This window comes from Bacillus sp. K7 (assembly GCF_053903245.1).
Genome location: NZ_CP096406.1, coordinates 2,797,474 through 2,810,143, shown reverse-complemented (window position 1 = coordinate 2,810,143; position 12,670 = coordinate 2,797,474). Strand labels below are relative to the sequence as shown.

Annotated in this window: 13 protein-coding genes; 8 read left to right on the top strand and 5 right to left on the bottom strand. The window is 46.1% G+C overall.

Features of this window, described 5'->3' with window-relative positions:
• The first annotated feature begins 87 nt into the window (after positions 1–87).
• Positions 88–399 carry a rhodanese-like domain-containing protein gene (locus M1D98_RS14340; protein ID WP_003237998.1) on the top strand — a complete coding sequence of 104 codons (312 nt, stop codon included), beginning with the start codon at positions 88–90 and terminating at the stop codon, positions 397–399.
• 22 nt (positions 400–421) lie between these two features.
• Here the strand turns inward: M1D98_RS14340 and melA are convergent, their stop codons facing one another.
• From melA to M1D98_RS14315, 5 genes are read right to left on the bottom strand one after another with little or no spacing between them, the layout of a single operon-like run.
• Complete coding sequence (gene melA / locus M1D98_RS14335; RefSeq protein ID WP_456279670.1) at positions 422–1,720, bottom strand: alpha-galactosidase MelA; 1,299 nt, start codon at positions 1,718–1,720, stop codon at positions 422–424.
• Positions 1,721–1,739: 19 nt separating this feature from the next.
• Positions 1,740–2,570: a carbohydrate ABC transporter permease gene (locus M1D98_RS14330; RefSeq protein ID WP_010329541.1), complete on the bottom strand. Its 831-nt coding sequence runs from the start codon at positions 2,568–2,570 to the stop codon at positions 1,740–1,742.
• Complete coding sequence (locus M1D98_RS14325) at positions 2,567–3,478, bottom strand: ABC transporter permease subunit (RefSeq protein WP_435577141.1); 912 nt, start codon at positions 3,476–3,478, stop codon at positions 2,567–2,569. Before M1D98_RS14325 ends, M1D98_RS14330 begins: the two co-directional genes overlap by 4 nt.
• Positions 3,475–4,752: an ABC transporter substrate-binding protein gene (locus tag M1D98_RS14320; RefSeq protein WP_456279669.1), complete on the bottom strand. Its 1,278-nt coding sequence runs from the start codon at positions 4,750–4,752 to the stop codon at positions 3,475–3,477. Before M1D98_RS14320 ends, M1D98_RS14325 begins: the two co-directional genes overlap by 4 nt.
• Positions 4,753–4,785: 33 nt before the next feature.
• Positions 4,786–5,820 (bottom strand): LacI family DNA-binding transcriptional regulator, encoded by a 1,035-nt coding sequence (locus tag M1D98_RS14315; protein ID WP_121643112.1) that lies wholly within the window; start codon positions 5,818–5,820, stop codon positions 4,786–4,788.
• 217 nt (positions 5,821–6,037) lie between these two features.
• Here M1D98_RS14315 and M1D98_RS14310 point away from each other — a divergent pair, with 217 nt between their 5' ends.
• From M1D98_RS14310 to bioB, 7 genes are all read left to right on the top strand, one after another.
• On the top strand, positions 6,038–6,937 hold the full coding sequence (locus tag M1D98_RS14310; RefSeq protein ID WP_456279668.1) for a dienelactone hydrolase family protein: 900 nt from the start codon (positions 6,038–6,040) through the stop codon (positions 6,935–6,937).
• A gap of 53 nt (positions 6,938–6,990) precedes the next feature.
• A complete protein-coding gene (locus tag M1D98_RS14305; protein WP_435577140.1) occupies positions 6,991–7,491 on the top strand; it encodes a hypothetical protein in 501 nt (166 codons plus the stop codon).
• A gap of 197 nt (positions 7,492–7,688) precedes the next feature.
• Positions 7,689–8,465, top strand: coding sequence for a 6-carboxyhexanoate--CoA ligase (bioW, locus tag M1D98_RS14300; RefSeq protein ID WP_456279667.1), 777 nt, complete (start codon positions 7,689–7,691; stop codon positions 8,463–8,465).
• Positions 8,455–9,801 (top strand): adenosylmethionine--8-amino-7-oxononanoate transaminase, encoded by a 1,347-nt coding sequence (bioA, locus tag M1D98_RS14295; protein WP_268559655.1) that lies wholly within the window; start codon positions 8,455–8,457, stop codon positions 9,799–9,801. Before bioW ends, bioA begins: the two co-directional genes overlap by 11 nt.
• Positions 9,791–10,960 carry an 8-amino-7-oxononanoate synthase gene (bioF, locus tag M1D98_RS14290; RefSeq protein WP_121643107.1) on the top strand — a complete coding sequence of 390 codons (1,170 nt, stop codon included), beginning with the start codon at positions 9,791–9,793 and terminating at the stop codon, positions 10,958–10,960. The genes bioA and bioF overlap by 11 nt, the downstream gene beginning before the upstream one ends.
• Entirely contained in the window at positions 10,957–11,652 is a 696-nt protein-coding gene (gene bioD / locus M1D98_RS14285) for a dethiobiotin synthase (protein ID WP_010329549.1), read from the top strand. The genes bioF and bioD overlap by 4 nt, the downstream gene beginning before the upstream one ends.
• 2 nt (positions 11,653–11,654) lie before the next feature.
• Complete coding sequence (gene bioB, locus M1D98_RS14280; RefSeq protein ID WP_268523632.1) at positions 11,655–12,662, top strand: biotin synthase BioB; 1,008 nt, start codon at positions 11,655–11,657, stop codon at positions 12,660–12,662.
• The last annotated feature ends 8 nt before the right edge of the window (positions 12,663–12,670 follow it).

Here is a 12,670-nt window from a genome sequence, read left to right as displayed (position 1 = left end):
AGGGGTTTTTTCATCAGTCTCTAAATAGCAATCGCCCGGCTGACTTTGCTATACTGAACATGACCATTGTGAATAGGAGTGTTTTCTTTGGAAATAAAAGAAATCAGCACAGCCGCTTTAAAAGAAAAAATTGAGGCGGACGAAGAATTATATTTGATTGATGTCAGAGAAGATGAAGAGGTGGCGGAAGGCATGATCCCGCAAGCCGTTCATATTCGCATGGGGGATATTCCTGAAAAAATGGACACCCTAGATAAAGACAAAGAGTACGTGTTTATCTGCCGCTCAGGAATGCGCAGCATGAATGTCTGCAGGTACTTGGATGAGCAGGGCTTTAAAACCGTCAACGTTGAAGGCGGCATGATGGCCTGGGAAGGCGAAACAAAACCAAAAAACTAGGGGAGAACGGTCCCCTAGTTTTTTATTTATATTTCGGAATCCAATCGCCGTGTGCCGCGAATAAATCGTCACACATGGTGATGATGTCATTCATGGAAAGCTCCGCGCTTGTATGCGGATCAAGCATTGCGGCTTGGTAAACCGCTTCTTTTTTACGTGTGACAGCGGCTTCAATTGTCATCAGCTGTGTATTAATATTCGTCCGGTTTAAGGCTGCAAGCTGCTCAGGCAGTTCTCCGGCGAAGCATGGGGTGATTTTTTTTCTGTCGGCGACGCATGTCACTTCCACAACCGCTTTGGAAGAAAGATTGGTGATGAGTCCCGTATTCAAAACGTTTCCTCCGAAAGTGAACGGCTCGTTCGTTTCCATTGCTTCTATTATTCTTGAACCATATTCCTTTGAGCGTTCGTGCGTAAGGTTTTTATTATTGACGATATCATCCCGCATTTTCTCCCAATGTTGAATCTGTTTGACGCACCTTCTCGGATATTCGTCGAGCGGGATTTGCAGCTCGCTGATCAGCTCGGGATAGTTCCGCTTAATAAAGTATGGATGGTACTCTGCGTTGTGTTCGGACGATTCCGTCACATAATAGCCGAACTTATCCATCAATTCAAACCGCACCATATCACGATGCTTTGTTTTTTGTTTTTCCTTCGCTCTCCTTTTGATTTCCGGGTAGAGATCTGCGCCGTCTTTTTTGACCTCTAGAAGCCAAGCCATATGATTGATGCCTGCGATGCGCTCCTCGATTCCGTCATGCTCCATTCCGAGTGATTTGAACAAATCCTTCGTACACACTTGAACACTGTGGCAGAGCCCGATGGTTTTGATATTCGTATAGCGGAGCATAGCGCCTGTAAGTGAGGCCATTGGATTTGTATAATTTAAAAACCACGCATCCGGGCACATGTCCTCCATATCTTTTGCGATATCAAATAAGACCGGAATGGTTCTGAGTGACCTGAAGATTCCGCCGATGCCGACTGTGTCGGCGATTGTCTGTCGCAGCCCGTATCGTTTAGGAATATCGAAATCTATGACTGTGCTCGGTTTATATCCTCCAACCTGGATCGCATTGATGACATAGCTTGCGTTCTGCAAGGCGAGTTTTCTGTCATCGTAGCTATTGATCGCCACGCTTGGGTTATAGCGGTCTCTCAGATTTTCGAGCATGAGCTGTGATTCCTGCAGGCGTCTCGGATCAATGTCGTAAAGGGCGAATTCAAATCCATTCAGCGCTTCTGTTAACAAGCAGTCTCCCAAGACATTTTTGGCAAAAATAGTGCTCCCTGCACCGATAAATGTAATCTTTTTCATACTGATTCCTCCTCAAGTGTTATCCTTTTACTGCTCCGGATGACAGGCCGGCAATAAAGTATTTTTGCAGCGCCAAAAACAGAATAACCATAGGGAGCATCGCCATTAGCGCGGCTGCGGCAACTAAATGCAGATTGTTGGCGTTTTCTCCGAAAAACCCTGCCATGGCTACTGTTAATGTTTGAACCTTTTGATCTTGTAAAAAGAAAATCGCAAATTGATAGTCGTTCCATATGAAGACACAGGAAATAATACAGATGGTTGCGGTGATGGGTTTCAGCAGAGGAAACACAATCGTAAAAAAGATTTTCAGCATGCCTGCGCCATCTATTCTTGCGGCTTCTTCAAGCTCTTTCGGAATGGTCGAACGGATGAAGCCAGAATACAAGAATACCGTTAATGGCATATAAGCCGCTGTATTGATCAAAATGGCGATGGCGTGGGTATTGACCATTCCGGCATCCACCACCATTCGGTACAGAGGTACCATCGATGTTAATGGAGGGATGATCATGATGGAAATCAGCAAGACGAAAACGGCTCTATTCAGCTTCGTTTCCCGCCGGGCAAGCGGGTAGGCGGCAAGAGAGCCGAATATTATTAACAGCAAGGCAGAAAAACCTGTGATGATGATGGTGTTCATAAAAGAGTTTGCTAACGAAGCGCGCTCCCACGCTTCTGAAAAATTGTGAAAGGAGATGTCAGCTGGAAACAGCCATTTTGAACTGTAGTCTCCTTTTGCTTTTAATGAAGTAGTCAGAAGGATGTAAAAAGGAATAAAATGCGCACAGGCCACTATGGCGGCAAGAATCGTAATCATCCGCAATTTTTTTGAACGGACTGCATTCATGACATTTCCGTCTCCTTTCTTTTAAAGTACGCAAGCGCGCAGAAACTGATGATCAAAATAACAAATGCCATAAATATGCCTTGTGTTGCGGCATAGCCGGCATCCTGCCGTTTGAAGTACAAATCATACATAAACGTGGACATGGATTGCGACGCATTTCCGGGGCCGCCTGCGGTAAGAGCGATAATGACATCAAACAGCTTTAAGCCTCCGATAATGTTGATGACCATATTAATTGTGATCGAGGGCATTAACAGCGGCAGCGTAATGCTGAAAAACTGCTGGCTTTGTTTCGCGCCATCCATTTGTGCAGCTTCATAGTAGTCTTTCGGAATGCTTTGCAGGCCGGCTAAGTAGACAACCATAGCAATCCCGACATATTGATACGTGTTAATCATGACAATGAGCCACGGGTTGAGCGATGGACTGGCGAGCGCATTGATCGGGCTGATGCCGAATACACCGAGCAAATCGTTAAGCGCGCCTCCGTCATAGGAGAAGAAAAAGTACCAAATATAGCCCATAATGAGCGGGCTGATCATCACCGGCAAATAGACAATTGTTCTCGTTACCGCTTTCATTTTGATGCTTTGATTCAAAAGCAGGGCGTACAAGAGCCCAACCACATTTTGAAAAAAAGTGCTGCCGAGCCCGTAAAGTAGCGTGTTTTTTAAGATGTGCCAAGTGTCGGGATCAGAAAACAGCCTTTCATATTGCGCGAATCCCACCCATTGGTAGACTTGTGAAAAGCCGTTCCAGTTTGTAAAGGTGATCAATGTCCCTTTCACAAACGGATAAATCATAAAGATCAGAACGGAGAGCAAAGCAGGAATATACATCCACCAAAGGGAGGACTGCTTTTTCGGCTTAACCTGTTTCACATGAACGTCTCTTGCGATCTCACTCATTGCTCTTCAGCTCCCTGTGTTTGCGATTGCTCCCGGAGTCGTTTATATTCTCTTCCCAGCTTTTTCGAAATCTCTTGTGGCGTCAAAATGTCAGCCACAAGCTCCTGTCCGACCGTGCCTAGGACATCCCACATTCCGTTTGGCAAGTATAAACGGTCGAAGTAAGGCTCGACTTTGACGTCTTGATAATGCTCGTAGTCGTTGGCGTAGAAAATATCAGCTTTCACATTGGTCAGCCCTGCTGGAAGCGATGTGGCTTCAGCCATTTGTTTGGCATTGGCGGGACGGGCCATAAATGCGATGAATTCTTTTGCTTCCTTTACGTGAGGGGAGTCTTTCCAGGCTGCAAGCGTGTAGCGTTCACCGCCAATCCATATCGGATCATCTCCGGCATGTATGGCAGGTGTCGGGATAATGCCAACCTTGACGTTCGGATTAATCTGGGCAACGTCTTGGCCAAGTGTGCCGCCTTGCATTGTAAAGGCGATTTTGTTTTGGGCCATTAATTCAATGAGCTGTGATTTTTTTGCGGTTACAGCGTCAATATTGATTAATTTTTCTTTCTGCATTAGTTTAAGGATGTCTGATAAATGAGTGAATTTGCTCCATTGAAACGTGCCGTTGATGAGCTGTTTTTTTTCATTATGGGCAGGATCTGTGATGAGAAGAGGTGTAGCGAATTGGTCGTAATATTGGGCGAATGAGCTTTTGTCATAGCCGGCAAACCAGAAGGGCACAATGCTGCCCTTGCTCTTTTCTTTGATCGTTCTCAGCGCTTTGATAAAGTCATCCATGGTTTCCGGCGGGTTAATGCCGTAACGGTCTAACATATTGCGGTTATACGCCAGTCCGTCTTTTGCCTGATTGATCGGATAAGCATACACCTTGCCGCTTTTACTTTTGAGGATGCTGTTTAAATTTGGATCGAGGTTTTGAGTCCATTCCATATCCCGGAGATCCGCTGTATATTCTCCGTACCTGATTTTTCCCCAGCCATGTGTATCGAATAGATCAGGCAAATCATTGGCTGCCATTCTGACACGCATCATATTTTCATAGTCATTGCCTGGGAAATGAAGGCTGACACGGATGTCTCTGTGTTCCTTTTCAAACGCTTCCGCCAGTTTTCTGAACGTAGCTCTTTCGCTGTCCGTTGACATTGTAGAATAAATGGTTAACGTCTTTTTTGCGGGATTTGCTGAGCTTTTTTCTGCTGAGCAGCCGGGCAGAACGAGCAGAATGAGAGAGAGAAATAAAACAAAAGTGTGTTTCATCTGTTCCTCCTTATGATCATGATGAATATGTTCTTATGTCACCTCCTTAGCTGAAGATCCGCAGCTTTGTCTCACGATTAATGTTGTGGGCAAGGTAACGCGGTGAGGAAGCGTCCGGCCATTGAGGCGGTCAAGCAGCAGTTTTACGCCTGTTCGGCCCATTTCCTCTGTGTATACCTTCACCGTCGTTAAAGGCGTGCTGGCAAATTCAGCTTCTTCAATGCCGTTAAAACTGACGATCGCTGTATCGCGCGGCACTTGCAATCCGGCTTCCTGAAGCGCTTTTAACGCGCCGATCGCCATCGAATCACTGGCGATAAAGAATGCGTCCGGCAGATTGCCTGAAGCGATTGCTTGCTTCATCAGGCGATAACCCTCGCGCATGCTGTATTCTCCGACCAGCACATGCTCGGGCTGGGGGGCGGCGGACGCTAAAAAGGCGGTCAGGCGTTTATCTTCAATGACTCTGCGAATGCTTTGGCCGTCCTTCAGCGTATGCTCTTTTTCCTGTCCGCCAATGTAGCCTAACCGTTTGTAACCTAGGCCGAAAAGGTGATCAATCGCTTGGTGTGAAGCGAATTCAAAATCAATACTGATAGAATCATATGCTTGCGGATCGGGTGAATGATTGATAAATACGGCATGCTCCAGCCTTCCGCTGATATGCTTAACCGCTTCATCATGAACACGGCCGATGACAATGACACCATCCAGTTCCCGAAAGATATGCTCCTGAAAGGAACCGAGATGAATCCAATTCGTAATGAAAATTTCCTGTTCGAAGCATTCCTTTTCAATGCCTTTGCGAATCGAGGAAAAATAAGGGTCCTGCCTTTCTTGATCAAGGGGCAGACAGCTCAGCACGCCGATCAGCGGATGGGCCCGCTGTTTTTGCCCGCGGGTTTTTCGGCGTTTAGCAACCGTTTGATAGCCGAGCTCTTCTGCGATAGCGATGACCCTTTGCCTTGTTTCGCCTGCCACAGAAAGCGACTCATCTTCGTTCAAAATTCTGGAAACAGTTGCGCTGGAAACATTAGCTTTCATAGCGATATCTTTAATCCGAACCATAGGTATCCCTCACATCTATTTTAGTAAAATGTTAACCCATCTGTTTTGATAAATTGATGCTATCACATGAAAGTAAGCGGTTACAACAGTTATTTTCAGAATATTTAATTATATTTACTAAATATTTAGTAAATGATTCAATTTGTTTTGGAAAAATAAAGGGGAAACCAGATTCATCTCGTAAATGTGAAGTAAGCGAATAAGGAAGGGTGAGAGAATGAGTATGGAAAGAAGAAAGCAGCTGTTTCGATTGCTTGGAGATTTGCCTGACAGGAGCGAAATCAGAACGGAGACATTGCGTACTGAAGAAAGAGAAGGAAACATCATTGAAACGCTCCTGCTCGATCTAAACGGACATGAAAAAGTGCCCGCTTATTTTGTGAAACCGAAGTCCGCAGAAGGGCCGTGCCCTGCCGTATTGTTTCAGCATTCGCACGGAGGCCAGTATGACAGAGGAAAAAGTGAATTGATGGAAGGAGCGGATTATTTGAAAGCGCCTTCTTTCGCTCGTGAACTGACTTCTCTCGGATACGGCGTACTTGCGATTGATCATTGGGGTTTTGGAGATCGGCGGGGAAAAACGGAAAGAGAGATGTTTAAAGAAATGCTTCTTACCGGAAGAGTGATGTGGGGCATGATGATTTATGACAGTGTAAGAGCGTTAGATTATATGCAGTCTCGCCCTGATGTTCAGCCTGACAGAATCGGGACCATCGGCATGTCTATGGGAGGGTTGATGGCGTGGTGGACAGCGGCGCTTGATGACCGGATTAAGGTGTGTGTGGATTTGTGCAGCCAGGTAGATCATCACGTGTTGATGAAAACGCAGAATCTTGACCGGCATGGTTTTTATTATTACGTCCCGTCGCTTGCAAAGCATTTTTCTGCCTCGGAGATCCAAAGCTTGATCGCGCCGCGCCCGCACCTTAGCCTTGTGGGTGTACACGATCGTTTAACGCCGGCTGAGGGTGTGAACAAAATAGAAAAAGAATTGGCAGCTGTGTATGCTGGACAGGGCGCTTCTGATTGCTATCGGGTGGTCCGTTCCGCTTCTGGGCATTTCGAAACGGCAGTGATGAGGCATGAAGCTGTGCAGTTTTTGCAAAAGTGGCTGTGACGTTTAGTGGAATTGGCAGAAAGACGCAGATATGAGCGAAGGAAGTGGAACCGATGGAATTGCAAGACATTTTGGATTGGGCTTTCCGGCGGCATCTCAATCCATTAAGCTGGTATATTCGTCCCCTCTTTTTACTCGTATTGGTTTATGCTGCGTATCAGCGCAGCTGGAAAGGCATCATCATCATTTTTGTATTGATGATGAGCAGTATGGTCTGGTTTCCGGAACCTAAGAAGATCGATCTGCACATGCAAAAAGTGCTGGAATTCGAGCAAAAGCTGTTAGGCAGCCCGATCTCGGCTGTTTTAACAATTGCTTTCATGATGGTTTTTCTCGGTTTGATTTTGGCTGCTTTCTGGAAGCGGTCGCTTGTATATGGTTTCATCCTATTGAATGTGACACTTGTTGGGAAGGTGGCTTTGTCCTTATTTTTCACAGGTGAGAATGGCTGGGCGCCGTTAGGCAATACGGTTTTTGGGCTGTTGATGATAAATGGGATCGGCTTGTTTATCAAGTGTAGAAATCGAAAAAAACGCAGAGGAATAGACATCTAAGGCTAGGACCGTTTTCCTGTAAAACGGTTTTTTTGCTCGTTTCAAGGACCAGCCCCAAACAAAATGAAGATTTCCTATATTGACAGAATCATATGGGAATAATAATATTCTAATTGTTAACTTTTTTTATATTAGGTTAACAATTAGAATGGGATGTGAGAGACGTTCTTCAGTTTTCAGTGAAAGGGCGAGAAGAGATGCAAGAAGAAATATTTTATAGTGTCAGAATGAGGGCTTCTATGAATGGATCTCATGAAGCCGGCGGAAAGCATATATCTGGCGGAGAGCGGCTTATTCCTTTCCATGAGATGAAGCGTACAGTCAATGCCTTATTAGAAAAAGGGTTATCACATTCAAGAGGAAAGCCCGATTTTATGCAAATTCAATTTGAAGAGGTTCATGAATCGATAAAAATCATTCAGCCATTGCCAGTGCAAACAAACGAAGTGAATTCCCCCCAAGAGGGACAAAAGCTTGCCCGATTGTTATTGGAAAGAGAAGGTGTTTCACGAGAAGTGATTGATAAAGCATATGAACAAATCCCTGAATGGTCGGGTGTCAGTGGAGCGGTTTTGTTTGATATTCACTCAGGCGAGCGGATGGACAAAACAAAAGGAAAAGGGGTGCGGGTCTCAAGAATGGATTGGCCGGACGCTAATTTTCAAAAATGGGCGCTTCGCTATCACGTGCCGGCACATTCAAGAATAAAAGAGGCCCTTGTACTTGCTTCTAAGGTTGGCGCGCATCCGGCAGCCGTCGCAGAATTATGCTGGTCAGATGACCCCGATTACATAACAGGCTACGTTGCAGGCAAGAAAATGGGCTATCAGCGTATTACAGCAATGAAAGAATACGGAAATGAAGAGGGCTGCCGCATCTTTTTTATTGACGGCTCTGAAGATGTCAACACGTACATACATGAACTGGAGAAACAGCCTATTTTGATAGAGTGGGAGGAAGACCATGATTCATGATTTGATAGAAAGCAGTAAAAAACACCTCTGGCTGCCGTTCACCCAAATGAAAGATTACGATGAAAATCCCTTAATCATTGAAAGCGGCAATGGAATCAAAGTCAAAGACATAAACGGCAAGGAATACTATGACGGTTTTTCTTCTGTTTGGCTTAATGTCCATGGGCACCGCAAAAAGGAATTAGATGGCGCCATAAAAAAACAGCTCGGAAAAATCGCGCACTCCACGTTATTGGGCATGACCAACGTTCCTGCAACCCAGCTTGCCGAAACATTAGTCAACATCAGCCCAAAAAACCTCACGCGAGTGTTTTATTCAGACAGCGGTGCAGAAGCGATGGAAATCGCCCTGAAAATGGCGTTTCAATATTGGAAGAACATCGGAAGGCCTGAGAAACAAACATTTATCGCCATGAAAAATGGGTATCACGGTGATACGATTGGCGCCGTCAGTGTCGGTTCAATTGAACTGTTCCACCACGTATACGGGCCGTTAATGTTTGATAGTTACAAAGCGCCGATTCCTTACGTGTATCGCTCTGAAAGCGGCGATCCTGACGAGTGCCGTGATGAGTGCCTGCGAGAGCTTGAACAGCTGCTCGAGGAACATCATGAGGAGATTGCCGCGCTTTCCATTGAATCAATGATTCAAGGAGCGTCTGGTATGATCGTGATGCCGGAAGGATATTTGGCGGGCGTGCGCGAGCTATGTACAACATACGATGTCTTAATGATCGTCGATGAAGTCGCAACAGGCTTTGGCCGTACTGGGAAAATGTTTGCGTGCGAGCACGAGAATGTCCAGCCTGATCTGATGGCTGCCGGCAAAGGCATTACAGGAGGTTATTTGCCAATCGCCGTTACGTTTGCCACAGAAGACATCTATAAGGCATTCTATGATGATTATGATAACCAAAAAACCTTTTTTCACGGTCATTCCTATACGGGGAATCAGCTCGGCTGTGCGGTTGCCCTTGAAAATCTGCGGTTATTTGAATCTGAAAACATTGTGGAACAAGTTGCGGAAAAAAGTGAAAAGCTTCATTCCCTTCTTCAACATCTTCACGCTCTTCCCCACGTCGGCGACATTCGGCAGCTGGGCTTTATGTGCGGCGCAGAGCTTGTTCAGTCAAAGGAGACCAAAAAGCCTTACCCTGCTGATCGGCGTGTTGGTTACAAAGTTTCGCTTAAAATGCGGGAATTGGGCATGCTGACAAGGCCGCTGGGCGACGTGATTGCATTGCTGCCCCCTCTCGCCAGCACAGCAGAAGAGCTCGCGGAAATGGTTGCCATTATGAAACAAGCGATCGAAGAGGTTACCAGTCTTGAAGATTGACGCCTGGTTAAACGAGCGGTTAGACAGAGTAAAGGAAGCCGGCATATACCGCAACCTGCGGACAATGGATGGGGCTCCGATTCCGGAAAGGAACATTGACGGAGAGAATCAAACGGTCTGGTCTTCAAACAATTATTTAGGACTGGCAAGCCATAGCCGCTTGATCTCTGCAGCCCAAGAAGCACTGCGGCAATTCGGGGCAGGAAGCAGCGGCTCCCGTTTAACGACAGGCAATTCGGTTTGGCACGAAAAGCTTGAAAAAAAGATCGCCGCCTTTAAACGGACGGAAGCGGCTTTACTGTTCTCGAGCGGTTATTTAGCCAATGTCGGTATCCTTTCATCATTGCCGGAGAAGGAAGATGTCATTTTAAGTGATGAACTCAATCATGCAAGTATCATCGATGGCTGCCGTCTGTCTAAGGCCGATACAATGGTTTATCCGCATATTGATATGGACGATCTTGAAAATAAGCTGAGAGAAACACAGCGCTATCAGCGGCGTTTTATTGTGACAGACGGAGTCTTCAGCATGGATGGCGCGATTGCCCCTCTTGATCAGATCATCTCGCTTGCGAAACGCTATCATGCCTTCGTAATCGTTGATGATGCCCACGCTACAGGTGTTTTAGGTGATTCGGGGAGGGGAACGAGTGAATACTTTGGCGTTTGTCCTGACATTGTGGTTGGCACCTTAAGCAAAGCTGTTGGCACAGAGGGAGGGTTTGCCGCAGGTTCAGCTGTCTCCATCGACTTCTTGCTGAACCATGCCAGAACATTTATTTTTCAAACCGCTATTCCGCCAGCCAGCTGTGCAGCCGCTTATGAGGCTTTTAACATCATTGAAGCCGGCAGAGAAAAACGGAAGCGTTTATTTTCTTATATCAACATGGTCAGAACGGGTTTGACGAACATGGGCTACCTGGTGAAAGGGGCGCACACGCCGATCATTCCTGTGATCATCGGCGATGCCCGAAAAACGGTCACATTTGCAGAAAAGCTGGAGGACAAGGGGATTTATGCCCCTGCCATTCGGCCGCCGACCGTTGCGCCTGGTGAAAGCCGGATCCGATTAACCGTCACTGCTGACCACAGGATGAGTGATATTGATCATTTGCTGACATCATTTCATTCAATTGGAAAGGAGCTGCATATCATTTGAGGGGTTTTTTTGTGACAGGAACAGATACAGAAGTGGGGAAAACCGTTATATCCAGCGGTCTCGCCGCTTTAATGCGAGAACATAACAGAGATGTCGGGGTGTTTAAACCATTTTTAAGCGGTATTTCTCGGCATCATCCGGAAAGTGACACTAGTATCCTGAAAGAAACGTCACAGACGAGTCTTTCTCATGAAGATATTACGCCTTTTGCCTTCAAAGCGCCGCTTGCGCCATATGTCGCAGGGAAGCTGGAGGGAAAGGCTGTCATTATGGAAGAGGTCTTAAGCCATTGGGAGCGGATAAGAGAAACACATGAATGCTTCATCGCAGAAGGTGCGGGCGGTATTTCTGTGCCACTGGGAGAGGGTTTTTTAGTCAGCCATGTCATAAAAGCGCTGCAGCTTCCCATGATCATTGTGGCACGTCCTCATCTCGGAACCATTAACCATACTTTTTTAACGGTCCAATATGCAAAAAGCATGGGGCTCCCAATCGCCGGCATTGTCATCAATGGAATCAGTGATTCTCTTCATGATGATGAAAAAACCAATCCTGAGATGATTGAGCGCTTATGTGGTGTGCCGATTTTAGGGATTACGCCAAAGCTTGTCAACGTGACGAAAGAAACGGTTCTACAGATGGTAAAAGACCATATCAATCTATCATTATTGATGAATCAAGTGGGGGTATGAGAATGAATCAATGGATGGAACTCGCAAACCGGGTGCTTGCTGGAGCGGAAGTGACCGACGAAGAGGCGCTTTCGATATTAAACTGTCCAGATGAAGACATCTTGCTTTTGATGCACGGGGCTTTTCAAATCAGAAAACACTTTTATGGAAAAAAAGTAAAGCTCAATATGATTATGAATGCGAAATCAGGACTCTGTCCGGAAAATTGCGGCTATTGTTCACAGTCTTCAATTTCAAAAGCCCCGATTCAGTCTTACCGGATGGTGAATAAGGAAACGCTTCTAGAAGGCGCAAAACGGGCGCACGATCTGAATATCGGCACATATTGCATCGTGGCAAGCGGCAGAGGGCCATCCAACAGAGAGGTGGATCAGGTCGTAGACGCGGTGCAGGAAATTAAAGAGACATATGGACTGAAGGTTTGTGCGTGTCTCGGGCTGTTAAAGCCAGAGCAGGCGAAACGCCTGAAAGAAGCTGGAGTAGACCGCTATAATCATAATTTGAATACGTCACAGAGAAACCATTCAAACATCACGACTTCGCATACATACGATGACAGGGTCAATACGGTTGAAATGGCGAAAGAATCAGGGCTGTCTCCGTGTTCAGGCGCTATTATCGGAATGAAAGAGACGAAACAGGACGTCATCGATATCGCAAAAAGCTTGAAGGCCCTTGACGCTGATTCCATTCCAGTGAATTTTTTGCATGCGATTGATGGCACACCGTTAGAAAGCGTCAACGAATTAAACCCGCTGTATTGTTTAAAAGTGCTGGCGCTGTTCCGTTTTATCAACCCGTCTAAAGAAATCCGCATTTCCGGAGGTAGAGAGGTCAATCTCCGCTCATTGCAGCCATTAGGGCTTTACGCCGCTAACTCCATTTTTGTCGGAGATTACTTAACAACTGCCGGCCAAGAGGAGACGGAGGATCATAAAATGCTGAGTGATCTAGGCTTTGAAGTGGAGTCTGTCGAAGAAATGAAGGCCAGTTTAACCGCGAAAAGCTGAAAGAATCA